Here is a 23,564-nt window from a genome sequence, read left to right as displayed (position 1 = left end):
TACATGCCTGAATTACCAGAAGTTGAAGTCAGTCGGTTAGGCATATCGCCGCACATAGAAGGTCGCCAAATACGTCACGTTAATGTCCGTGATAGCCGTTTGCGTTGGCCTGTACCTGAGACAGTGAAAGAAGTTGAAGGGCAAACGCTGTTAAATGTTAAAAGGCGAGCGAAGTATTTGCTATTGGAGACCCATGCTGGCACCTTAATTTTGCATTTAGGTATGTCCGGAAAATTACGTGTGGTACCTGTTGAAACGCCTTTCTACAAGCATGACCACATCAGTATTGAGTTCGACGACGGGCAGAGTTTGCGCCTGAACGATCCGCGTCGCTTTGGTGCCTTGCTATTTACCAAAGAGCAGCCTGACGTTCATGATTTATTGAAACACTTAGGGCCTGAGCCTTTAACAGATGCGTTTCATGCGGACTACTTGTTCGAGCAGTCACGCAAGCGCACGCAGCCGGTCAAAACCTTTATTATGGATAACCGGGTGGTGGTTGGCGTCGGTAATATCTATGCGAACGAAGCTTTGTTTAAAGCCGGTATTAATCCTAAACGCGCCGCCGGAAAAATCAGTAAACAGCGCTACGAGAAGTTAGTACCTATTATCAAAGACACTTTAGCGCAGGCAATAGAGCAGGGTGGCACGACACTTCGTGATTTCACCCAAGTAGACGGCGCGCCGGGCTACTTTGCACAAAAGCTTCAGGTATACGGCCGTGGTGGCAAATTGTGCATGGTCTGCAGTCAGCGTCTGAAAGAAATTCGGCTGGGTCAACGCAGTACTGTATATTGCACGACCTGCCAGCGCTAACGCTGCGTAAACTCAGTGAGTATACGGCAGAAGTCGCCTGGCTCTGATAAAAACGGAGCGTGTGAACTTTTATTAAAAGTGAATGATGTCGACTGCGGTGCCAGTGCGTCAATGTTTGTAATGGCGCGCTCCGGCACTAAGCTGTCCAGGCGACCATAAAGCCGTAAAAAAGGTACCTCTATATTGGCGAGCTGTTTGCGAAGGTCGCACTCCTGCAGTAGCCGTAATGTCTCTTTTAGCACCTTTTGCTCTGGTGTTGGTTTACTGAAAATAAGCTCTCTTACTAATTTTATTTGTGCTTTGGCGTCGCTACTGCCCATTGCCTGTATTGCCAAAAAGCGCTCTATGGTTTTGCGAAAGTCGGAATCGAGCTGGCGCTGAAACTGCTCAAGAACGTTAGGCTTTATACCTGGCCAGCTGTCCAATTCAACAAAGTGTGGTGAAGATGCCACGGTTGTCAGCGATAATGTTCTATTTGGATGCTTCAGGGCAAACTGTGTAGCAACTAAGCCACCCAGTGACCAGCCCATAACATGGCACTTTTCAGGCAATGCAGGCGTTATTGCGTCGACTAAAATCTCTAAATTAACCGCTTCTTCGAACGGCCATGAGGAGTCACCAAAGCCCGGTAAGTCAACAGAGTACACCCTGTGTTTATCACTTAAGGAAGGAATAACCGGCTGCCATATATTCGAGTTCATTCCCCAGCCATGGATTACAACTAAAGGCGTTCCTGCCCCGTGGCACTGAATAGATAGACTCACTATACTTCCTCAACGTTAATAGCAAACGGTTAACTGCGCTTATGCTAGCGTTTTTAAAAGATATCGCCAACCAGTTTGGTCGCGGCAAGTGTTGGAGTTGTGGTACGAACCGAGCTGGCAACAGCGGCTTTTGCAGCTACTGTGAGCTGGCGTTACCTCGCTGGTATCCAGCTTGTTGTCAGCACTTGGCAGACTTAAGTCATGCACTAACCGAACAGCAGTGTCGCTATTGGTTTGCCAGTCTGCGCTGGGAACCTCAAACCCGGCAACTGATGCAACTTTATAAGTTTCAGTATCGCGCTGAGTTGTCTTCAGTGTTCGCTCGAATTCTGGCGGCGCATATCACCTTGTGTTATCAGGGCAAGCCGCTGCCGGACTCTATTGTCGCTATGCCCATGACTGAAACTTCCTGGCATAAGCGCGGCTTTCATCAAACTGCACTTGTTGCGCGTGAAGTCGCTAGCTTACTAAATATTCGGTATGTATCTAATGCGTTGAGAGTCGTGCGAAAAAAGCCAATGCAGCATTTAACCAGTAAACGAGAGCGTTGGTATAACAGCCATAAAAGTCAGTTGGCCCTGGGTGACTTTAACGGACAGTCAGTTGCGGTGATTGATGACGTTATCACCACCGGAGCCACGGTAATGGCAGCGGCAGATGCACTTTACAGAAAGGGGGCCAAGTACGTTGACGCCTGGGCGGTTGCTTATAATCAGGGTGACTAGAAAGTGAGTGGGATGTCAGGTACACTATACCCTAGTAATTTACTCAGGTATAAGCCGTGAGGTAACCAGTTTATGATTCGTATTTCAGAAGCCGCGCAGTCGCATTTTCAAAAGCTATTGGCAGAACAACCAGAGGGCACCAACATTCGTGTGTTTGTGGTCAATCCGGGTATGCCAAACGCAGAATGCGGTGTTTCTTATTGTCCACCAGACGCAGTTGAACCAGACGATGAGCGCTTACCGTTTAACGGTTTTGACGCTGTTGTCGATTCTGGCAGTGCGCCGTTTCTTGAAGACGCCGTAATTGATTTTGAAGAGCAGGAATTAGGCTCTCAATTGACGTTGAAGGCGCCCAACGCAAAAGCGCGCAAAGTAGCTGACGATGCACCGTTAGTAGACCGTGTTGAATATGTCATTCAGGTGGAAATTAACCCGCAGTTGGCAAACCACGGTGGTCAGGTAATGGTCACTGAAATTACCGATGACGGTGTCGCGATACTTCAATTCGGTGGCGGCTGTAATGGCTGTAGTATGATTGATGTGACGCTGAAGAACGGCATTGAGAAGGAGTTGCTGGAACGTTTTCCGGATGAAATCACCGGCGTTCGCGATGTTACCGAACATGAGCACGGTGAGCACTCTTATTATTAGTATTAGTTCGCCATAACCAAATAGCCTGGGTGACACCACGCATTAGTAAAAAGCCGCTGAGAGCCAACCACAAACCGTGGTTCTCCAGCGGCAATCCTAACCACCACAACGGCATAAAACCGATTAAAGCGGATAGGAGCATGGTATTGCGCATCCCTTTGCTCATGGATAAGCCAATAAACACCCCGTCAAACCAATAACTCCAGTGCGCGATAATCGGCATAAGAATTATCCATGGAAGATAGTTCATGGCGGTATTCACGACCTCGGGAATGTCTGTAATTAAACGAACGATTTGCTCACCGGCAATGGCAAACACTAAGGTGTAACTGACGGCAAATAACGACGACCAAAGCAGGGTTATCTTGCACCAGTAGCGAATTTTATCAGGTTTTTTCTGTCCTTTTGCAGCTCCGGCTAGCGCCTCGACCGCATAAGCAATACCATCTAACCCCAAAGATATCAGCATTAAAAACTGCATAAGTACGGCGTTAACAGCAACCAGTGTACTGCCGTAACGAGTTGCGTAACCGGTCATGGTGGCCATACACAGCTGTAGAACCAAACTTCGAACGAAGATATTACCGTTAACACCAAGAAAGCGCCTTAGTGCCTGCCCGCTAATAGCGAAATGCGGCAGTGACCATTGCAGCGCCCGGGCTGTCCAGTAGAACCCAATAAGTGCGGTGACCCACTCAGCTATCAGCGACGCCCAGGCCGCACCTTTCACGTTGAGGTCGAGGCCGATAATCAGCACTACGTCCATCACCACGTTAACGGCGTTGGTGATAATAACCAATAACATGGCTTTGCGGCTATTTTGGCGGCCCAGTAGCACACCTAAAGCTACCAATGTCATAAGAGCGGCAGGGGCTGACCATAAACGAATACTAATGTACTCGCGGGCGTAGGGCTCTAATTCAGCCGAAGGAGCGACAACCCACATGGCGGCGTCGTTAATCCAGGGGCTGGCAAAGGCAATCACCAAACCCAGAATGACTGCAATAATGACACCATTGTTGAAATGCTGGCGCTGTGCACTCAAGTCTTTAGCCCCATAAGACTGCGCTATATAGCCCGTGGTCGCCATACGCAGGAACACAGCCAGCAAATAAATAAAACTGACAACCATTGCACCTACCGCAACCGCCGATAAGTAGATAGCATCGGGTAAATGACCTATGATGGCCGTATCAACCAAGCCGAGAAGCGGCGCGGCGATATTGGACACAATCATTGGTAGGGCGATGGCAAACACATGCCTGTGGTCAACGGTTGGAAACCCCAAAAACGTTCGCATAAACTTTTCGTGATTTTTTAAAGTATTAATTCAAGTACCTATACTGTATCAGGAGTGACTATGAAGGTGTTGAACAAATTACTGGCGGGCAGTTGCGCTGTGTTAAGTCTGGGCTGCTCCTCTGACAGCCTTGCCGCAAACGACAGTGTGGTTGTTTTGCAGTACCACCACGTGAGTGACAGTACGCCGGCGGTTACCTCTATTGATCCTGACACGTTTAAAGAGCACCTGAACTACTTAAAAGACAATAACTTTAACGTCATTGATATTAAGCAGGCCCAGGAAGCCATTGAGGGTAACGGGCAGTTACCTGAAAAAGCAGTCGTCATTACGTTCGATGACGGCTACCAAAATGTCTATGAAAACGCGGCTGACTTGCTAGAGCAATACGAAATGCCGTATACCGTCTTTGTGAACCCAGACTTAATGGCTAAGCACCAGGGTCACTATATGGGCTGGGAAGAGCTGAAAGACATTGGGGCTCGGGGAGCCCGCATTGCTAACCACGGTCAGACTCACGCACACTTAATTCGCCGTGAGCCCGATGAAACCAAAGAGCAGTGGGTTGAGCGTATGCATTACGATGTAGTCAGCGCACAAGAGGCTATCGACGAAAACTTAGGAGAGCAGGAAAAGTATTTCGCGTACCCATACGGAGAGTACGATAACGAACTCAGAGCGCTGCTCGATGACTGGGGCTTTCTGGCGTTTGCTCAGCACTCCGGGCCCTGGTCGCAGTGGAGCGAAGAAACTGCGATTACTCGTTTCCCGGCATCGGGTATTTATGCCAACTTAGACACCCTAAAGACGAAGCTGCGTTCCAAGGCGATGCCGGTGGTCAGTTACAAGCCTGAAGAGCCATTGCTCGATTATGAAAACACGCAACCGACACTGGAGGTTACTCTAACGGGTGATGAAGCGTTAAAAGAGGTGCGCACGAATCAGCTACGGTGTTTCTCAGGTGGCCAGGTGTTAGAGCCGGAATGGCAAAGTGATACGCGTTTTACCGTAGAAGTAACCACTGACTTACCGGTGGGTCGTTCGCGTGTTAATTGCACCGCGCCCAGTGCGTCAGAGTCGCGTTACTATTGGTATTCAATAGCCCTTATTCGTCCCGACGCACAAGGCTCCTGGCCAGACTGAGTCTGGTCCGTTAATCGGTAATAATAGCGAAGTCGCGTTTTAGCTGTTCCATGTCGACCACAGGTATTTCCCCACGCTTGTGGTCGGCATTGAAAATAGCTTTGCGGTGGCCATTAGGGTTCACCAAAATAATGGCGGCCCTGTGATTCACCAGGTAATTCTCTTCACCTTCTTCCGGTATGGAGTACATAAGCCCTAAGTCGCGTACGAAGGGAAACAGCGACTTATGTTCAGCGCGCACACCAACAAAGTTGTCGCCGAAATAGCCAACGTATTCTTGCAGTCGCTCTATGTTGTCACGTTTAGGGTCTACCGAAATCATCCAGACTTTCACCGGTGCATCGGCACTGTTTTGCAACTCAGGAAGTGCCTGCTTCAGGTCTGACATGGTTGTCGGACAGATATCGGGGCAAAAGGTGTAGCCGGTGAATAGCAGAGTCCACTGACCTTTCAATGCGTTGTTTGAAACCTCACCGTCATTAGTGCTGGTTAAGGTAAAAGGCTTCAATGCGCGAGGCGGCTCGTAAATAAGCGCTTCAGGTTTCGCCTGTGGTAAGTTGCTATACACCAGCCAGCCGGCAATTAACGCAATAACAGCAACACTAACGGTAATGAAACGACTCATAAATTACCCTATACGTAGTGATCAACCAGCAAAATAACGAACAGCAGCATCAGGTGCCAAATAGAGAAGGCAAACATGTTAAAGGCTGTTTTCTTATTCGGTGCGTATTTCAGTTTCCACGCATAAGCCAGGAATATAGCGTTCAACGCTGTAACACCCACCAGATAAATCATACCGGTCATGCCAATAAGGAATGGCATAAGGCAAACCACGCCCAGCAAAATGGTATACAGGAAAATACAGGTCTTAGTGAACTCGATACCATGAGTTACTGGTAACATCGGAATTTCTGCCCGTGCGTAATCTTTGGCACGATGTACAGCTAGCGCCCAGAAATGTGGTGGCGTCCAGGTGAAAATAATCATTACCAACAGAATAGGGAAGGCCGATATTTCATTGGTAACCGAGGTCCAACCCAACAGCGGCGGTGCGGCTCCTGCCAAGCCACCAATGACGATATTCTGCGGTGTCGCACGCTTCAAAAACATGGTGTAAATAAAGGCGTAGCCGACCATAGACGCAAAGGTTAACCAAGCAGTTAACGGATTTACCCAAGCGTACAAGGTGACAAAACCGATAACACCGATAGTGGTCGCAAAAGTGATGACTTTAGCGGGCGATAAGTTCCCCTGAGGCAGCGGACGACGAAGCGTTCGAGCCATTTTTGCGTCTATGTGGCGATCAACCAAGTGGTTAACCGCTGCGGCGGCAGCGGACATTAAGCCAATACCGGTTAAGGCTGGCACTAATACCGACAGAGAAACAAGTTGCTCAGTGGCCAGGCACATGCCAACAACGGCAGTGAGCAGTAATAACGCGACGACACGAGGTTTGGTTAACTCAAGGTAGTCTCGCCAATGTGCGTTGCGCGTTTTTGTTATTTGTTTTGTGGCAACGGATTGCATAACTACAACTCCTTACGCTTTTCTGGACAGGTTGTAATTCAACCCGACCAAAGACAGCAGCAATAATGCCCCAACGGCATTGTGAGCTACCGCATTCCAAAGCGGTAATTGAAAGACTACGTTACTAATACCTAGCGCAATTTGCAAAACTAATAACAAGCCTATAACAGATAGCTTACTGCGGAAAAATTGAGACTTCGCTTTGCGCCAACATTTGAACAGTAACGTGCACAACACTAAGAAGGTCACAATAGCGCCTATACGATGAATAACATGCATGGTCATGCGGTCATCATAGTCGTGAGCACCAAATTGGTAGGTGTCGGCTTCCGGAATACTAAACGCGCCGGCAAAGTCTAAGTTTGACGTCCAGTCGCCCTCACAAAATGGCAGCTCGGTACAGGCAACAGCGGCGTAGTTGGCTGCGACCCAACCGCCCAGAGCTATTTGTCCAATAACGACCAGCATCGCAAAAAGCGCCAGGCCCCGGTATCGTCGAAGTTCGGGGTCGCCGCCTGTTAACCGGAAGTCGGACAGCCTCAGTGACAGCAGGTAAAGCAGTGATATGACCGAGAACCCTCCCAGCAAATGGCCCATGACTATCAGCGGCTGTAAGTTCATAGTCACCGTCCACATACCCAACGCGGCCTGGAAAATGACCAGGCCTAGCAGCAACGTCGGCAATTTCACTGGTGGTGGGTAGTGACTGGGTTTGCGGCTTCTTATCCAGGAAGCAACGGCAATCACCAAAATGAGAATGCCAAGTGTGCCCGCGAAATATCGGTGGATCATCTCATTCCAGGCTTTGTCCTGCTCAACCGGGGCGTCCGGAAAACGAAGCTCCGCCTGCACAATATGCTCTTCCTGCGAAGGCACTTTCAAAAAACCGTAGCAGCCCGGCCAGTCGGGGCAACCGAGCCCGGCTTCAGTAAGGCGGGTGAAAGCGCCTAAAACAATAACAACAAAGGCAAAAAATACGCTAATTTTAACCAGAGTTCTCATCTGCTAAGCTCCTTATCCAATTCGACTGAGCTTAAGCAGCTTGCGAAGATCAGCCAGTACGTTTTTACCTTCTTTAATCATCGCCTCTTTGTCGCTATGCGTTGGGTAGTACAGCATAACGTTGTGCATAGGGTCGATGATGAACAGCGTATTGGCGGGTAAATTGTGAAGCTCGCGAATGATAGCCGGCGCTGTTATTGGAGTTATTTGCGGCGCATCACGCTCATAATCTGAAAGCTGGTCATTGTTGTCGTGAAAAGTGACCGGAGTTAAGCGATCGGTGTCCTTGCCAATGGCTACATCAACCTGATTCATGACGTAGAGAGCATTTTTGCAGGTTTGGTCGCAGTTTTCGGGAGGTATATAGCCCAGTTTCCAGCCTTCCGGCAGTGTATCGACTTCTGAACTCAGCGTAACAGGCGGCTGTAGTAAGGTGCCTTTGTTGGTGCCTGCTTCATACCAGTTCTGCGATAAAATAACCCAGGCAGCTATGACTGGTAATAGGAATAACGCAAACACCGTTAAAATAGCTTTTCTTGAGCGATTTGGGGAGCTCATTGGGTCTCCTCTTCTTTTTTTGATTGTTTGTTAAGTTTTATAACAGCAATTACGAAAATCACCAAACATGCGACCGCAAGAGAGAACCATTGTGTCGCATATCCATAATGTTTTTCTGGTTTCATGACTTGTGGTTCCCAGTCTCGTTGCCAGCCGATATTTTTTGGCGTTTCAAGCAGTAGCAGGTGAGAGCGGGGGATCAGGTTGAACTCCTGAGAAAGTGCATTTGGTGCCGCTTCCTGAATACGAACGGAATCATTATTTGTGGCGTATTCGAAGGAATTCTGGGTTAGCTCGTTTTGACTCGGGAAATACAGATAGGCGGTGAGTGTTAACCTGCCTTTAGGTAATTCGACCTCGGGAATATCGCTGCGTAACGTGGGAGCTGGTATCCAGCCCAGATTAACCAGTTGTGTTGGCAGTTCGGACGAGTCTGGTTGAAAAAAGCCCAACACATTGTAGCCAACAGTTCCGTCCTGAATTTGATTATCCAGCAATAACACCGGTGTCGGCTGAAATTCGCCACTGACTGACATATAAGTAAACCGGTGCATATCTGCGTTTAAGTCTTTGATAGAACTTAAGAGCTTCGCTTCACTGGTTTGTTGCGACTCGTAGTCGTCAAACAGCTGCTGTTTTTCCTCGGCTCTATCTAGCTGCCAAAAGCCAAGCTTGACCAACACCCCAATTGCCAGCAAAGTAATGATTGTTGCAACAAGGGGAATTTGTATGTTGGTCGTTTTTAAGGTCATTATTGTTCTACTGCTCGTGTATATGGTGGTGAATTTGTTTCGCGCATTATTTTCGATGCTACGTAACGATCCCAACAAGCCACCAATGTCTTATTATCTGGGAAAACGAGTGGGAATAGCCGCTATTATTTTAATTGCCCTAATAGCGGCCGCTTACGGCGGCTTTTTGCCGTTAAATCCACGCCCCTATTAAACGGGGCGCTTTTCTTACAGTACGTAAACCACTACAAATAAGCATAACCAAACCACGTCAACAAAATGCCAGTACCAGCTGGTGGCCTGGAATGCGAAGTGATTGTCTGGCGTAAAGTGCCCCTTCAGTACTCGCAGGAACATAATAATGAGCATGACGGTACCTAACGTCACGTGCAAACCGTGGAAGCCGGTAAGCATGTAGAAGGTATTACCGTAAATGCCTGAATCCAGTGTTAAACCCAACTCTTCGTAGGCATGTATGTATTCCGCACCTTGCAAATACAGGAATATCATACCAAGGATAATGGTTACGCCGAGCATTGCGGTTAGCTGCTTGCGTTTACCTTGCTCAAGCCCTGTGTGTGCAAAGTGACAGGTTACCGAACTGACTAACAGTATAATTGTGTTGATAGCCGGCAAGCCGTACCAACCCATAGCCTGTGTCTCAGTTCCGCCCGGGGTGTTCACTAATGGCCAATGTGCGACAAACTCGGGCCAGAGTACTTCATTGGTCATGGCGTTGTTACTGTCGCCGCCTAACCACTGAACCGCAATAACGCGGGCATAAAACAAGGCACCAAAGAAGGCGGCGAAGAACATAACCTCAGAGAAAATAAACCAGCTCATGCCTTGTTTGTAAGAAACGCCTAACTGGTCGCTGTACAAACCTTTCATGGACTCGTTAATTTGATCGCGGAACCAGCCAAATAGCATAACCGCCATAACAATAAGGCCGGCAATAAGTACTGTGCTGCCGTAGCCGTCTTGTTCTTTCGACATATCAATAACGGTGTGGCCTGCGCCCCACGCAATAAGTCCCAGGCCAACCGCGCCGACTATCGGCCAAGGGCTGGAAGCAGGAACATAATAACTTTGTTGTTCTGCCATAACGTCTTTCCTTATTCTGTTTTTAATAACTGAGCCATTTGCTCAGCGGACGTATTGGCTGTCATATCGTACAGCGTGTATGACAGGGTAAAGGTTGTAATGTGGTCTGGAATGTCCGGGTCGACATAAAATTGCATCGGCATTTCGGTATCTGAGTTAGCTGCCAGCGGCTGCTGATTAAAGCAGAAGCATTCCACTTTATTCAAATAGAGAGAGGCCTCAGCCGGCGCTACAGATGGAATTGCCTGGGCAACCATATCGGACTCGGTTGGGTTTGCTGCCAGGAAATTAACGACTTTGGTTTCGCCTGGATGAACACGAACCTCTTTTACTGACGGCTCGAACTTCCAGGGAATGCCTTTAGCATTACGCGTAAGGAATTGAACCTTGATAGTACGTGATTCGTCTACCTCGACCATTTCATAAGTCGCAGCTTCATTACTGGTACGGCCGTTGAAGCCAGTCACTTCACAGAACACGTCATACAACGGCACCAGCGCGAACCCAAACGCAAACATCCCAGCGACTGTCAGTAACAGTCGCTTAACCAGAATGCTGTTATTCGGACGTTCTTCAGACATAGGTCCTAATCCACTTTCGGTGGTTTTTCAAAGGTGTGATACGGAGCCGGAGAAGGTACTGTCCATTCCAGGCCTTCCGCGCCTTCCCACGGCTTAGCGTCTGCTTTTTCGCCGCCTTTCACACATTTGATTACTACCCACAAGAAAATCAGCTGCGACAGACCGAACGCAAAACCACCAATACTGGTAATTTGGTTCACATCCGCAAACTGAGTCGCATAGTCAGGAATACGACGAGGCATACCGGCCAGTCCCGCAAAATGCATTGGGAAGAACAGTACGTTCACTGAAATGACCGACGCCCAAAAATGGGTTTTCGCCAATGTCGAGTCGTACATGTGACCTGTCCACTTAGGTAGCCAGTAATAAGCTGCCGCCATAATCGAGAAAATCGCACCGGACACCAATACATAGTGGAAGTGTGCAACCACAAAATAGGTATCGTGATACTGGAAATCAACAGGTGTAATTGCCAGCATTAGCCCAGAGAACCCGCCGATGGTGAAGAGAATGACGAAGGCCAGTGCGAACAGCATAGGCGTTTCGAACGTCATCGAGCCTTTCCACATGGTGGCGACCCAGTTAAAGACTTTCACCCCGGTTGGCACTGCTATGAGCATGGTGCAGTACATAAAGAACAGCTCAGCGAAGACCGGCATGCCTGTTGTAAACATGTGGTGAGCCCACACCAGGAACGACAGTAATGCAATGGCCGCGGTTGCGTACACCATCGAGGAGTAGCCAAACAGCCGTTTTCGGGTAAATGCAGGAATAATGGCTGAGATAATACCGAAGGACGGCAGAATCATAATGTAGACTTCAGGATGCCCGAAGAACCAGAAAATGTGCTGGAACATAACAGGGTCACCGCCGCCTGCGGCATCAAAGAAGCTGGTACCGAAGTACTTATCGGTCAATACCATGGTGACTGCCCCTGCCAAGACCGGCATCACAGCAATTAGCAAGAATGCGGTAATTAACCAAGTCCAAACAAACAGCGGCATTTTCATGTAATTCATGCCTGGCGCGCGCATGTTCATTATGGTCACAATGACGTTAATAGCACCCATAATGGATGAAATACCCATAATGTGAACCGAAAATACGAACAGTGCGGTAGAGTCTGAACTGTAAGTGGTTGAAAGCGGTGCGTAGAATGTCCAACCGAAGGCAGGACCGCCACCTTCCATAAACAAAGAGCCCAGCAGAATAATGAAAGCAAATGGAAGAATCCAGAAGCTCCAGTTATTCATACGGGGCAATGCCATATCCGGCGCCCCAATCATCATGGGAATCATCCAGTTAGCCAAGCCGGTAAAGGCAGGCATGACGGCACCAAAGACCATGATTAGACCGTGTACCGTGGTCATTTGGTTAAAGAACTGGGGTTCAATTAACTGAAGACCCGGTTGGAATAGCTCTGCGCGGATAACCATTGCCATGGCGCCGCCAGTTAAAAACATAATAAAACTGAACCATAAGTACATTGAACCAATGTCTTTATGGTTGGTTGTAAATAGCCAGCGACCAATACCAGACGGCTTATGATCGTGGTGTGCGTCGTGATGTGTTGCTTCGACTGCTGTGCTCATCACCGTCTCCTTATTGATTCATGACTTTGTTGATGTCGGCTGCCTGAATAAGGTCGCCGGTTTCGTTACCCCAGGCATTACGCTCGTAGGTGATAACCGCGGCGAGCTCTTGCATGCTTAACTGTTGTCCGAATGCCTGCATGGCCGTTCCGGATACACCATTAACAACAATGTCGATGTGTTTTGATTTCGCTTCAGGGTCAACGGCAACGCCACTTCCCGCGAGTGCAGGGAATACACCGTTAACACCTTGACCGTTAGGTTGGTGACAAGCTGCACAGGTACTGTTATATACTTTTTCACCCAAATCCATGAGCTCTTCTTTCGACATTTCCATAGAGAGTAGCTCTTGTTCTCGCTGACGAGCGGCCTCTTGTTTAGCTTCAATCTCAGTTATCCATTTTTCGTATTCGGCCGGCTCTTTTGCAATAACCACAACCGGCATGAAACCGTGATCTTTACCACAAAGCTCAGCGCACTGGCCGCGATAAATCCCGGGTTCATCGACTTTGGTCCAAGTCTCGTTAATAAAGCCAGGATTAGCGTCCTTTTTAACGGCAAAGTCAGGTACCCACCAACTATGAATAACGTCGTCCGAAGTCACTAGGAAACGAACTTTTCTGTCGGTAGGAATAACCAATGGACGATCAACTTCCAGAAGGTAGTTTTCGCTTTTAGTGAACTTATTATTGATCTGCTCTTGCTGTGTCGCTAAGCGGCTGAAAAACTCAACGTCATTCTCGAAATACTTGTAGTGCCACTTCCACTGAGAACCTGTTACCTGGATGGTGACATCGGCTTCTGAGGTGTCTTCCATAGCAATAAGTGTTGTCGTTGCCGGAATAGCCATACCTACAAGAATAAGGAGTGGAATAATGGTCCATGCAATTTCAACTTTTACGTTCTCGTGGAAATTCGCTGGTTTGGGGTTTTTCGATTTGCGATGGCGAATCATCGAAATGAACATTAAACCGAACACAACCACACCAATAGCACAACAGATATAAAATATCGTCATGTGCAGGTCGTAAACTCGGTTACTGACTTCGGTAACACCTTTGGTCAGGTTGAGTTGATTTTCCGCGCTAGCAGGTAAGCTCAACATAGCCAATAGTGCCCACAGAGGCTTCATTTTCACGTGACTTCTCCTCTTATTCTTCAATGAGACCGAAAGACTAATTCCGATCAAAATTCGAAGAACAAAGAGGTAAGCAGAAAAAGGAACAGCATCTCCCCAGAAATCACTTTCTCCACAGACTCTTTGTTATAATTATCGTTGTTATAATATTTTTATAGTCGGGTAGTACATTTATTAACTAATTTACAAAGAAAGATCCAGATCAAATCAAACAATTGGTTAATAAATGAGCGAATCTGTTAAAAAAAGGCTACCGAAGCAGCCTATCAAGGAAGAAACACACTAACGAGGATTTAGTGGAGGTGGGATGTTAGTGTGTTTTTATCAAACAGGAAGTATTGAGTGTGACTTAATTTACTTGCCATTTTTGCGCGCTGCCATGTGCGGCTTGAGACAGAGTCGAGATAGGCAATAACCATACTGCTGTTTCCCGCTAATAGCGCTTGCTCCAATGCCCACTCACAACGTTCGGCAGAGTGACTGCGTAACCAACGAATTTGATGCTCCGCAACACCGGATTCAATAAGCTGGGCAATGACATTTTTGTCACCGCCGATAACGGTGACCCATTCACTTGGCTTTTGTTGTAAAGCATTCTGAACAGCTGGTGATAAGGCGTCTGTCTCGACTGCCTCTGCGCCTGTTTCTTGTTCAAATTTAATATCAGTCGGTGCAGCTTTCCACAAACCCGGGTGGTGCAATTTGTTGTTCTGTTGAATTTTCATAGTGCAGCTCCATTTCTGATAACACCAACTGCCAGACCTTCAATCGCGAATACTTGCGATGCCAAGTCAACAGTGATGGTGGAGAATTCTGGATTTTCCGGATGTAACAAGACGGTGCGACCTTTGCGCTCAAAGCGTTTTACCGTGACTTCGTCTTCAACTCGAGCAACAACAACCTGTCCATTTCTGGCTTGCTCAGTTTTGTGCACGGCAAGTAAGTCACCGTCCAAGATACCGATGTCTCTCATGCTCATACCGTTGACTTTCAATAAGAAGCTGGCGGCAGGCTGAAATAACGATTCGTCGACTTTGTAATGCCCTTCAACATGCTGTTCCGCGAGTAAAGGCTCACCGGCAGCGACCTGACCAATCAGTGGCAAACCTTCGGCGACATCGAAGTCGTCGCCGACTAAGCGAATGCCACGAGACATACCTGGCATAATTTCAATAACACCTTTACGTGCTAACGCCTTTAAATGTTCTTCGGCGGCGTTGGCAGAACGAAAGCCCAGCTTGGAGGCAATTTCCGCACGTGTCGGCGGCATACCGGTTGCGTGCAGATTGTCTTTAATAAGCTCTAGTATTTCCGACTGTCTTGGTGTTAAAGGGCGCATATTCGAACCTGTGTTTATGTACAGTGATACTGTGAGTATATACAGGTATTTTTATTTCGCAAGTCATTTCACCAACGACTTTTATTTTTTAAGTTGGTATCCTATAGCTCTGTTTAAAACAGAGGTTGGTGTATGAGCAAAAAAAGCCCTTTTTACGCGGTGTTGAAGTATCCGTTACGTTGGCTAACACGGTTCGAAGATATTTGGGACGGCGATGAAACTGATCACAAAACCACGGTGCAAAAGCCGGTGGCTTACGTTATGCGTTCAACCTCCACTGCTGATTTGTCCATATTGCAGCGTGCAGCTAAGCGCCGAGGCCTGCCTGATCCTCTCGAACCGCTTGAAATTAATGGCAAAGAATACAGCCGGGTTATGTATTTGGAAGAATTTGCCAACGAAACCTCTGAAAAAGCGGTGGAAGAATTCCATCAGTTATTGAAGTTACATAAAGACAATAGCAACCTCGACTTACAGCTGATACCCGCTGGGGTGTTCTGGGGGCGCCAGGCAGGCCAGGAAGCAACTGCCGGCAAGGCAATGACGGGTGACCTCGATAACCCAGGCGCTATTCGTAAATTCTGGCTTGTGCTTTTTTCAGGTCGTCAGGTCTTGTTGCGCTTCTCGCGTAGCGTTAGCTTAGGTCAAATGGCTAATGATTACGGCGCAGACATGCGCATAGCCCATAAATTGGCGCGTGTTGCCCGTGTTCACTTTGTTCGCATGCGTCATGCAGTTGCCGGACCCAAGCTTAGTCATCGGAAAGAGCTTATGGCGCAGCTTATTAACACGCCAGCGCTCAAGAAGGCCGTTGCCGACGAGGCCAAAGGCAAGAAAATTAGTGAAGAGGAAGCTCGCAAAAAAGCACTCTCTTACATTGACGAAATTGCGGCGAATTACAGCTCGACATTAGTGCGAGTACTCGATCGCTTTATGACCTGGATGTGGAACCGTATTTATAACGGTATTCATGTAAAAGGCGGTGAACGCATACGTCGTCTTGCTCAGCAGGGACACGAAATTATCTACGTGCCGTGTCACAGAAGTCACATGGATTACTTGCTACTGAGCTATGTTATTTATAAAGAAGGCTTGGTGCCGCCGCATATTGCAGCAGGGGTGAATCTGAACTTCTTCCCGGTTGGCGGCATTTTCCGTCGTGGTGGAGCGTTCTTTATACGCCGCAGTTTCCGGGGAAATAAGCTTTATTCCGCGGTATTTCGCGAGTACTTGTGCTGGCTGTTTCAAAAAGGCTACCCGGTGGAATACTTCAGTGAAGGCGGCCGTTCCAGAACTGGGCGTTTATTGCCGCCAAAGACTGGCATGCTCGCTATGACCGTTCAGGGTATGCTGCGTGATCAACAACGCCCAGTGTCGTTGGTGCCGGTGTATCTCGGTTATGAACACATCATGGAAGTCGCCACTTACCTGAAGGAGTTAAAAGGTAAGGACAAAGAGAAAGAATCCGTTTTTCAAATTCTAAAAACAATTACCAAATTGCGTAATTTTGGTCAGGGCTTTGTAACTTTCGGTCAGCCTATCGATTTAAAGCATACGCTGGACTGTAATGCGCCCGACTGGCATAAGTCGGTAACGCGAGGGGCCGAAGAGCCGCTAAGACCGAATTGGTTAACCCCTGTGGTCAATGGTTTGGCTGAGCGTGTTATGCAGGGCATAAACGACTCTGCAGCCGCAAACAGTGTGAACCTAACGGCTCTGGCATTACTCAGCTCTGAGCATCATGCGCTGACGAAAGAAGAGCTATTAGCTCAGCTGGAAGTGTATCTGGGTGTGTTAAAAGAAGTGCCTTACAGTACCGATATTAGTGTGCCTAAAGAAACGCCGGAAGAATTGTGGCAGCAGGCGCTGCGCACCGATAAGTTTAAAGTTGAGTCAGATACTATGGGCGAGGTTATCTCGCTCGAACGTATGTCGGCTATTGCGATGACATATTACCGTAACAACATACTGCACATGATGGTTGTGCCGGGCATTATTGCCTCAATCATTATGGCGAAAAAGCGCGTGTCGGTAGATGAAATTGTCGAGCGCATTCAAGCAATTTACCCCATGCTAAAAGCTGAACTTTACCTGAGTCATACCGCCGAGGATATTCCGCTGTGGGTAGAGGCGCTGTGTGAGGAGCTGGCACGTCAGCAATTAATTACCCGCGAAGGTAGCGACTGTGTCATTGCGAAGCGTGAAAGTGCGCAGTGGTATCGTTTGCGCTTGCTAGCCAACAGTGCCAGTGAAACTCTGCAACGCTACTGTATTGTGTTAGAGCTTCTGCAGCAGGCACAGCCAATAATGCGGGCAGAGCTTGAGAAACAGTCTATTACCCTGGCAGAGCGTTTGAGCTCTATTCATGGTATTGACGCGCCGGAGTTTTATGACAAAAAAGTCATGGCAACACTAATTGCTAGTCTTAAGCAGCAAGGGCTGGTCGAAATTGATGACGACGGTCAGCAAATTGCTGCTGAGCCGGTTGGGCCGTTAAGTGACCAGGTTGATGAGCTGATTGACGGGCCTGTCCTGCAAACGATAAGGCAGTCGGTGCAGCAGTTCGTCAATCAGCCGAGTGAATAGCCTTTAGTGTAAACTTAGTACCAGTAATGTAACGCCAGGCCTATCGCGAAAACCATACCGACGTAATGGTTGTGCAAAAAGGCCTGGAAGCATTTCATTGGCTCGCGATGGCGTATTAACCAGTGCTGGTACATAAACAACAGCACACTTATCGCAAGCGCCGCCCAGGCTATCCAGTCCGCTGTGAGTATATAGAGCACCCATGCCAGCAAGCCGATGACAATCAGCTGCAATAACGCAATAATGAGTTTGTCGTAACGGCCAAATAAAATAGCCGTGCTTTGCAGACCAATTTTTAAGTCGTCTTCCCGGTCGGCCATGGCGTATTCGGTATCGTAAGCCACGGTCCAAATAATATTGGCGATAAACAACAGAGCAGCGATAAACCACTCACTGGACTCTAGTGCCGTAAACGCCATGAGTATGCCGAAACTGAAGGCTATGCCCAGTACCACTTGGGGTAGGTGAGTCCAGCGTTTGCAGAAAGGGTAAAGTGCGGCAACGCCGGCAGCCAGGAAGCTCAGCATAACGGTGTTGGTATTCAGCTGAAGCACCAGTCCAAAAGCAATAGCCAGCAAAATAAAGAAACCAATAATAGCTTCCGTTGCGGAAATTTTTCCGGCGGGAATAGGGCGTTGCTTAGTGCGCCTGACATGACCATCAAAGTTGCGGTCGGCAAAGTCATTGATCACACAACCGGCGGAACGCATCACAAAAGTGCCCAGCAAAAATATCACCACAATTTTCAGTGGTGGGTTACCAGTGCCGGCAATTAGCAACGCCCATATTGTTGGCCACGCCAGCAAATAAGTACCAATGGGGCGGTCCGCCCGCATTAACTGCCAAAAAGCCTGAAGTTTTTGTGCTATCACTTGCTCTGTACCTCTAACACATGGTCGTAAAGTGGTGACGACGTTAAGAATATCTCGCTCACTAACAATTGCTCGCCTGCGGTCGAGAATATTCGGCGGCGGCCTAATAAGGGTTTCGACTGACTAAACCATTGCTGGTTCAGTTTGCCTATAACATGAGATTCCGCCACAGTCGCTACTTCAATGGGCCCTGAAGTTAAGTCTTCTCGTTGAAATAACGAGTCGCCCAATGAACGGTTACCTAATTCTGAAAGTTGCAACTGCTCGTTGTTTTCGGCGCTTTTTGCGAAAATACTGCGGGCAAACACCCAGGGTTTACCATCACAGTATAGCAGTACTTCGCGCACTACCGCGGGCTGACTCTGCTTTAAGCGACGGCACTCTTCGTTATGAGGCAGCATTTCCTGTTGCCCTAATAAACGAACCTCAAAATGCCCGCAATTACTTTTCAGACGCTGGGTTAAAGAGCCCTCGAAGCACAGCCAGTCATGCTGTGTAGAGGTTAGCTCGACCTTATCAGGAGCCTGCCATTTAAGCGGTTCACTGACAGGAAATGTTGGTGCTGGGTATAACTCTGTTGTCATTTGTATTGGCGTTATCAAGCTCTATCGCTATGATAGCAAAGAGGAAACAATTGAACAGCGAAAGCTGGGTGGCTATATGAAACTGATTCGGACATTGGGTTTACTGCTAACAATGTGTTTATTAAGCACAGTTGCAAGCGCGCAAGACGAGGTTGCGTACTATGGTTTTGAACCCGACATAACAACAAACTTTTTAAAAGAAGGGAATGATTACCGCCTGGGGTTTGTGCGCGTTGCGGTAGAAGTTATGGTTCCGGACCCTAGCTACGTGAGTGTGGTCGAACATCATGCACCGTTACTGCGGGATGCCTTTATAAACATATTCAGTACGGCAACGGAACGTCAGGTTCGGACTATGACAGGACGTGACCAGCTGCGACTCAAATGCCTGGAGCGCGCCAAAGAGTTAATGACTCAGGAAACCGGCAACCCGGTCATAAAAGAAGTTATTTTTACCAAGTATATTTATCAGTAACGAATTTTGGGTGTCGGGTTTAGCGCCCGCACCACAAAGCCCGCTAAGCACCCTGACAGTAATCCGGCTAAATGCGCCTCGTTGGCTACGTTGACCCAAAGTACGCCGGTGTAACCCAGCACTAGCCAAAGCAGCATAAAGACAATGAGCCCCGGCGGCAGATACAGCGGTGTCGCCCGGCGGAAGCTATACACCCAGCAGAAACCAAGCAGACCATAAACCACACCGGACATGCCACCAAAGTTAGGACCATTCATTAGGTACTGAATAACATTGGCGGTAATGCCGGAAAACAAGAATAGGGCCAGTAGCCAGGAAGTGCCCAGTGTCTTCTCTATACGACCGCCTAAATACCACCACCAAAATACATTAAACACAATATGAAGCAGCGTGAAATGCATGAAGACCGGAGTGACAAAACGCCAGGGCTGGTCAAAGGGCAGTGCGTTAAAGAAGCGACTGATTTTTAGAGCTTCTAACGTAGCTTCAGGCCACATATTCAGAACTAAAAAGACCAAAGCCGCTAGTGCTGCGACTATTCGTGTGAGCCAGCCACTTTGCGCTAAAAGTGTCAAGGAAATAGGCGCTGAGCGACGCGACGTTGAAGAAGGTTGGTTTGAGTCTTGTGTTGAAGCCGACTGCTGCGGCTCTTCGTCCAGCAGCTCAGGGTTCGCTTTGCATTGTTGAACAAGATCTTTAGCGAGCGCCTCGTAGCTGCTTTGGTGCAGCCATAGTTCAAGTTGCTCGCCTTTTTCCGTGACGCTAACCGGTATGCCGTGCTGACGCAGATATTGGTAGAGCTTTCGCATCCATTCCGGGTCTTTACTGCTCAGCAATCGGCGCATGGTTTATTCCTTGTTAACGTGCTCGGGGTAAGACATTGACCAGGCGGTAAAACCGCCGTTCATGCTACTGACATTAGTAAAGCCCTGCGCCGCAATATATTCTGCGGCGCCCTGGCTACTAATACCGTGATAACAAACCACAATAATAGGGGCGTTTTTGTCGACAGACTCCAAAAATACGCCCAAATTACTGTTGTCGATGCGCTGCGCACCCGGAATGTGACCCATCGCAAAAGACTGTGGGTCGCGAATGTCGGCAAACACCGCATCACCGGCTTGCCAGTGCTCTGCCGCGGTGTTTAGCTCCACTAATTCGTAGGTACGTTCGTCTGCACTCATAGGGTTTAGTCCCAGTTCAGAATGACTTTACCCGACTGACCTGAAATCATGGTTTCAAAGCCTTTTTCGAAGTCGTCGACTGACATTTCGTGCGTTAATATCGGCGAAATATCTAAGCCTGACTGTAGCAAGCTCGCCATTTTGTACCAAGTTTCGAACATTTCACGACCGTAAATGCCTTTAATGACCAGACCTTTGAAAATAACTTCGTTCCAGTCAATGGCGACATTCTCTGGCGGAATACCTAACATAGCAATTTTGCCGCCGTGGTTCATGGTCGCCAGCATTTGTGAAAACGCAGAAGGCACACCAGACATTTCAAGTCCCACGTCAAAGCCTTCTTTCATGCCGAGCTCTGTCATTACGTCAGACAGCTTTTCTTTGCTGACGTCGACCGCACGGGTGACACCCATTTTACGGGCTAAGTCCAGGCGGTATTCGTTAACATCGGTAATAACCACATGGCGCGCGCCAACGTGACGAGCCACCGCTGCCGCCATAATACCGATAGGGCCAGCGCCTGTAATCAATACGTCTTCGCCGACTAAGTCAAAAGCGAGAGCCGTGTGTACGGCATTACCGAATGGGTCAAAAATAGACGCCATTTCGTCGGTCACATCGTCTGGCAGTTTAAACGCATTTTCTGCGGGCAGTGCTAAATACTCAGCGAATGCGCCCGGACGGTTAACACCAACGCCATACGTATTGCGACATAAGTGACGGCGGCCGGCGCGGCAGTTACGGCAGTGGCCGCAAGTAATATGGCCTTCGCCAGAAACGCGATCACCAATCTCAAAACCACGAACACCGTCGCCCATAGCAGCAACTTCGCCCACGTATTCGTGACCGACCACCATAGGTACCGGAATCGTTTTTTGCGACCAGTCGTCCCACTTGTATATGTGTACGTCGGTACCACAAATTGCCGTTTTCTTAATTTTAATCAGAATATCGTTATAGCCGCATTCCGGCTTCTCGACATCGGTCATCCAAATGCCGGGTTTGGAATGCAGTTTCGCCAAAGCTTTCATTTCAATACTCCTTAAATCACACCCAGCTCTTTACCAATGCGGGTAAAGGCTTCAATGGTGCGATCCAATTGTTCGCGTGTGTGAGCCGCTGACATTTGCGTGCGGATACGAGCTTTGCCTTTAGGAACGACAGGGAAGGAGAATCCGATCACGTAGATATCTTCTTCCAGTAGTTTGTCTGACATCTCGGAGGCTAAGCGTGCATCGCCAACCATAACCGGAATAATGGCGTGATCAGCACCGCTCAGGGTAAAGCCAGCTGCGGTCATTTTCTCACGGAAGTACTGGGCGTTTTCCCACAACTGAGCGCGCAGTTCATGGCCATTTTCCAGCATTTCCAGTACGCGAATAGACGCCTGAACAATGGCTGGTGCTACCGAGTTAGAGAACAGGTATGGGCGTGAACGCTGACGTAACCAATCAATCACTTCTTTCTTGCCTGAAGTGTAGCCACCAGATGCACCGCCTAATGCTTTACCTAAGGTGCCGGTGATAATATCGACACGGCCCAATACGTCACAGTATTCGTGTGTACCTTTACCGTTCTCACCTAAGAAACCAGTGGCGTGACAGTCGTCCATCATAACCAGTGCGTTGTATTTATCGGCCAGGTCACAAATGCCTTTTAAGTCCGCAATAACACCGTCCATAGAGAACACGCCGTCGGTAGCAATAAGCTTATGACGCGCGCCGTCAGCGTCAGCCTGCTTAAGCTGTGCTTCCAGGTCTTCCAGATTGTTGTTTTTGTAACGGTAACGCTTGGCTTTGCTTAAACGGATGCCGTCAATGATGCTGGCGTGGTTCAGCTCGTCACTAATAATGGCGTCTTCCGGCCCCATCAGCGTTTCGAACAAGCCGCCGTTCGCATCAAAGCACGACGAATACAAAATGGTGTCTTCGGTGCCTAAAAAGTCACTCAGCTTTTGTTCCAGCGTTTTGTGAATGTCCTGTGTACCGCAAATAAAACGGACAGAAGCCGTACCAAAACCATGCTCGTCCAGACCTTTTTTGGCTGCCGCAATAAGGTCAGGGTGGTTCGCCAAACCTAAGTAGTTATTGGCGCAGAAGTTAAGCACACGGTGGTCATTAACAGTAATTTCAGAACTTTGGTCAGAGGTAATAATACGCTCTTTCTTGTAAAGCCCTTCGGCTTTGGTTTCAGCCAGTTGGTCGGCCAGTTGCTGGTAAAACGCAGAACTCATGTTCGACTCCATGATTTGAAAAATTCGTTACCCTCTAGTTTACTGATGTTAGCCCCAACTCGCATCCTTAATTTCAATTTCAGACTTTTGTTTGGTGTCCAATTGCGTGTACTCTTTAGGGAAATTTGAGCGATAATTTGTCGGTTTAGGAGAGTTTATGCATCGCCGAGCTATTTACCCAGGCACTTTTGACCCTATTACCAATGGGCATGCAGACCTTATTGAACGCGCAGCAGCGCTATTCAACGAAGTGGTTGTTGGTATAGCAGAAAGCCCCAGTAAAAAACCTTTATTCACGCTAGAAGAGCGGGTTTTACTGGCGCAGCAAGTGACCGAAAAGCTCGATAATGTCAGTGTGGTCGGTTTTTCGGGTCTTTTGGTGGACTTTGCTCACGAATACGATGCAACGGTGCTTATTCGTGGACTGCGTGCGGTGTCCGACTTTGAGTATGAATTCCAGCTGGCGAACATGAACCGCCGTTTGGATCCTAATTTGGAAAGCGTCTTTCTAACACCAGCTGAAGAAAACTCGTTTATTTCATCGTCGCTGGTAAAAGAAGTGGCATTGCATGGCGGTGATGTATCTGGCTTTACCGACGCGCGAGTGGCGTCGGCTTTAGAGCAGAAATTTGCGGGGAAACGTCCGGGTCAGTAAT

General features: G+C 48.3%; 27 protein-coding genes. 8 read left to right on the top strand and 19 right to left on the bottom strand.

The window, feature by feature from the left end; genetic code table 11:
- Window positions 1–3 precede the first annotated feature (3 nt).
- The gene (mutM, locus tag BLT32_RS05040; protein WP_053953196.1) at window positions 4–816 is read left to right on the top strand and encodes a bifunctional DNA-formamidopyrimidine glycosylase/DNA-(apurinic or apyrimidinic site) lyase; all 813 of its coding nucleotides are present in this window, start codon (window positions 4–6) and stop codon (window positions 814–816) included.
- Here mutM and bioH read toward each other — a convergent pair.
- Complete coding sequence (gene bioH, locus BLT32_RS05035; protein WP_053953195.1) at window positions 813–1,580, bottom strand: pimeloyl-ACP methyl ester esterase BioH; 768 nt, start codon at window positions 1,578–1,580, stop codon at window positions 813–815. The genes mutM and bioH overlap by 4 nt on opposite strands.
- A 41-nt stretch (window positions 1,581–1,621) precedes the next feature.
- Between bioH and BLT32_RS05030 the strand changes: the two genes are divergently transcribed.
- Together BLT32_RS05030 and nfuA are read left to right on the top strand one after the other, a co-directional pair.
- The gene (locus tag BLT32_RS05030; RefSeq protein ID WP_053953194.1) at window positions 1,622–2,305 is read left to right on the top strand and encodes a ComF family protein; all 684 of its coding nucleotides are present in this window, start codon (window positions 1,622–1,624) and stop codon (window positions 2,303–2,305) included.
- 72 nt (window positions 2,306–2,377) lie between these two features.
- Window positions 2,378–2,956 (top strand): Fe-S biogenesis protein NfuA, encoded by a 579-nt coding sequence (gene nfuA, locus BLT32_RS05025; protein ID WP_053953193.1) that lies wholly within the window; start codon window positions 2,378–2,380, stop codon window positions 2,954–2,956.
- Here nfuA and BLT32_RS05020 read toward each other — a convergent pair.
- Window positions 2,919–4,256: an MATE family efflux transporter gene (locus BLT32_RS05020; RefSeq protein ID WP_053953192.1), complete on the bottom strand. Its 1,338-nt coding sequence runs from the start codon at window positions 4,254–4,256 to the stop codon at window positions 2,919–2,921. The genes nfuA and BLT32_RS05020 overlap by 38 nt on opposite strands.
- 60 nt (window positions 4,257–4,316) lie before the next feature.
- Between BLT32_RS05020 and BLT32_RS05015 the strand changes: the two genes are divergently transcribed.
- Window positions 4,317–5,399: a polysaccharide deacetylase family protein gene (locus BLT32_RS05015; protein WP_053953191.1), complete on the top strand. Its 1,083-nt coding sequence runs from the start codon at window positions 4,317–4,319 to the stop codon at window positions 5,397–5,399.
- Window positions 5,400–5,409: 10 nt separating this feature from the next.
- On the opposite strand, the gene BLT32_RS05010 is transcribed toward BLT32_RS05015, so the two are convergent.
- From BLT32_RS05010 to BLT32_RS04990, 5 genes are read right to left on the bottom strand one after another with little or no spacing between them, the layout of a single operon-like run.
- The gene (locus BLT32_RS05010; RefSeq protein WP_053953190.1) at window positions 5,410–6,024 is read right to left on the bottom strand and encodes an SCO family protein; all 615 of its coding nucleotides are present in this window, start codon (window positions 6,022–6,024) and stop codon (window positions 5,410–5,412) included.
- Between the two features lie 8 nt (window positions 6,025–6,032).
- Window positions 6,033–6,929, bottom strand: a complete 897-nt coding sequence (gene cyoE, locus BLT32_RS05005; RefSeq protein ID WP_053953189.1) for a heme o synthase — start codon at window positions 6,927–6,929, stop codon at window positions 6,033–6,035.
- A 12-nt stretch (window positions 6,930–6,941) separates the two neighbouring features.
- Window positions 6,942–7,931, bottom strand: a complete 990-nt coding sequence (locus tag BLT32_RS05000; RefSeq protein WP_053953188.1) for a COX15/CtaA family protein — start codon at window positions 7,929–7,931, stop codon at window positions 6,942–6,944.
- A gap of 12 nt (window positions 7,932–7,943) precedes the next feature.
- Window positions 7,944–8,489, bottom strand: a complete 546-nt coding sequence (locus tag BLT32_RS04995) for a redox-active disulfide-containing membrane protein (protein ID WP_053953187.1) — start codon at window positions 8,487–8,489, stop codon at window positions 7,944–7,946.
- Window positions 8,486–9,241, bottom strand: a complete 756-nt coding sequence (locus BLT32_RS04990; RefSeq protein WP_053953186.1) for an SURF1 family protein — start codon at window positions 9,239–9,241, stop codon at window positions 8,486–8,488. The genes BLT32_RS04995 and BLT32_RS04990 overlap by 4 nt, the downstream gene beginning before the upstream one ends.
- Between BLT32_RS04990 and BLT32_RS04985 the strand changes: the two genes are divergently transcribed.
- On the top strand, window positions 9,219–9,434 hold the full coding sequence (locus BLT32_RS04985) for a DUF2909 domain-containing protein (protein WP_074668897.1): 216 nt from the start codon (window positions 9,219–9,221) through the stop codon (window positions 9,432–9,434). The genes BLT32_RS04990 and BLT32_RS04985 overlap by 23 nt on opposite strands.
- A 14-nt stretch (window positions 9,435–9,448) precedes the next feature.
- Here the strand turns inward: BLT32_RS04985 and BLT32_RS04980 are convergent, their stop codons facing one another.
- From BLT32_RS04980 to lexA, 6 genes are all read right to left on the bottom strand, one after another.
- Window positions 9,449–10,324 (bottom strand): cytochrome c oxidase subunit 3, encoded by an 876-nt coding sequence (locus tag BLT32_RS04980; protein WP_053953185.1) that lies wholly within the window; start codon window positions 10,322–10,324, stop codon window positions 9,449–9,451.
- Window positions 10,325–10,335: 11 nt separating this feature from the next.
- Window positions 10,336–10,905, bottom strand: a complete 570-nt coding sequence (locus BLT32_RS04975; protein WP_053953184.1) for a cytochrome c oxidase assembly protein — start codon at window positions 10,903–10,905, stop codon at window positions 10,336–10,338.
- Between the two features lie 5 nt (window positions 10,906–10,910).
- Complete coding sequence (gene ctaD / locus BLT32_RS04970; protein ID WP_053953183.1) at window positions 10,911–12,497, bottom strand: cytochrome c oxidase subunit I; 1,587 nt, start codon at window positions 12,495–12,497, stop codon at window positions 10,911–10,913.
- Window positions 12,498–12,507: 10 nt separating this feature from the next.
- Entirely contained in the window at window positions 12,508–13,629 is a 1,122-nt protein-coding gene (gene coxB / locus BLT32_RS04965) for a cytochrome c oxidase subunit II (RefSeq protein ID WP_053953182.1), read from the bottom strand.
- Window positions 13,630–13,928: 299 nt separating this feature from the next.
- Entirely contained in the window at window positions 13,929–14,360 is a 432-nt protein-coding gene (locus tag BLT32_RS04960; protein WP_053953181.1) for a hypothetical protein, read from the bottom strand.
- Window positions 14,357–14,974 carry a transcriptional repressor LexA gene (lexA, locus tag BLT32_RS04955; RefSeq protein WP_053953180.1) on the bottom strand — a complete coding sequence of 206 codons (618 nt, stop codon included), beginning with the start codon at window positions 14,972–14,974 and terminating at the stop codon, window positions 14,357–14,359. Before lexA ends, BLT32_RS04960 begins: the two co-directional genes overlap by 4 nt.
- Before the next feature lie 132 nt (window positions 14,975–15,106).
- On the opposite strand from lexA, the gene plsB reads away from it, so the two are divergent.
- Window positions 15,107–17,560 (top strand): glycerol-3-phosphate 1-O-acyltransferase PlsB, encoded by a 2,454-nt coding sequence (plsB, locus tag BLT32_RS04950; protein WP_053953179.1) that lies wholly within the window; start codon window positions 15,107–15,109, stop codon window positions 17,558–17,560.
- Window positions 17,561–17,574: 14 nt separating this feature from the next.
- Here plsB and ubiA read toward each other — a convergent pair whose 3' ends face one another.
- Both ubiA and BLT32_RS04940 read right to left on the bottom strand, forming a co-directional pair.
- Window positions 17,575–18,396 (bottom strand): 4-hydroxybenzoate octaprenyltransferase, encoded by an 822-nt coding sequence (gene ubiA, locus BLT32_RS04945; RefSeq protein WP_053953257.1) that lies wholly within the window; start codon window positions 18,394–18,396, stop codon window positions 17,575–17,577.
- Window positions 18,397–18,428: 32 nt separating this feature from the next.
- Window positions 18,429–19,016 carry a chorismate--pyruvate lyase family protein gene (locus BLT32_RS04940; protein WP_053953178.1) on the bottom strand — a complete coding sequence of 196 codons (588 nt, stop codon included), beginning with the start codon at window positions 19,014–19,016 and terminating at the stop codon, window positions 18,429–18,431.
- A 76-nt stretch (window positions 19,017–19,092) separates the two neighbouring features.
- Here BLT32_RS04940 and BLT32_RS04935 point away from each other — a divergent pair, with 76 nt between their 5' ends.
- Complete coding sequence (locus tag BLT32_RS04935) at window positions 19,093–19,491, top strand: flagellar basal body-associated protein FliL (RefSeq protein ID WP_053953177.1); 399 nt, start codon at window positions 19,093–19,095, stop codon at window positions 19,489–19,491.
- Here BLT32_RS04935 and BLT32_RS04930 read toward each other — a convergent pair.
- Genes BLT32_RS04930 through BLT32_RS04915 form a run of 4 tightly spaced genes read right to left on the bottom strand, consistent with a single transcriptional unit; the run spans window position 19,485 to window position 22,908 of the window.
- Window positions 19,485–20,336, bottom strand: a complete 852-nt coding sequence (locus BLT32_RS04930; RefSeq protein WP_053953176.1) for a rhomboid family intramembrane serine protease — start codon at window positions 20,334–20,336, stop codon at window positions 19,485–19,487. The two genes, BLT32_RS04935 and BLT32_RS04930, sit on opposite strands and share 7 nt — an antisense overlap.
- Before the next feature lie 3 nt (window positions 20,337–20,339).
- Entirely contained in the window at window positions 20,340–20,675 is a 336-nt protein-coding gene (glpE, locus tag BLT32_RS04925) for a thiosulfate sulfurtransferase GlpE (protein WP_082343175.1), read from the bottom strand.
- A 5-nt stretch (window positions 20,676–20,680) separates the two neighbouring features.
- Complete coding sequence (gene tdh, locus BLT32_RS04920) at window positions 20,681–21,706, bottom strand: L-threonine 3-dehydrogenase (RefSeq protein ID WP_053953175.1); 1,026 nt, start codon at window positions 21,704–21,706, stop codon at window positions 20,681–20,683.
- Window positions 21,707–21,717: 11 nt separating this feature from the next.
- Window positions 21,718–22,908, bottom strand: a complete 1,191-nt coding sequence (locus BLT32_RS04915; protein ID WP_053953174.1) for a glycine C-acetyltransferase — start codon at window positions 22,906–22,908, stop codon at window positions 21,718–21,720.
- Between the two features lie 157 nt (window positions 22,909–23,065).
- On the opposite strand from BLT32_RS04915, the gene coaD reads away from it, so the two are divergent.
- Window positions 23,066–23,563, top strand: coding sequence for a pantetheine-phosphate adenylyltransferase (gene coaD, locus BLT32_RS04910; protein ID WP_053953173.1), 498 nt, complete (start codon window positions 23,066–23,068; stop codon window positions 23,561–23,563).
- Window position 23,564 lies beyond the last annotated feature (1 nt).

Source organism: Idiomarina zobellii (genome assembly GCF_900100855.1).
GTDB lineage: Bacteria > Pseudomonadota > Gammaproteobacteria > Enterobacterales > Alteromonadaceae > Idiomarina > Idiomarina zobellii.
This window is presented reverse-complemented; position numbering and strand designations above follow the sequence as displayed.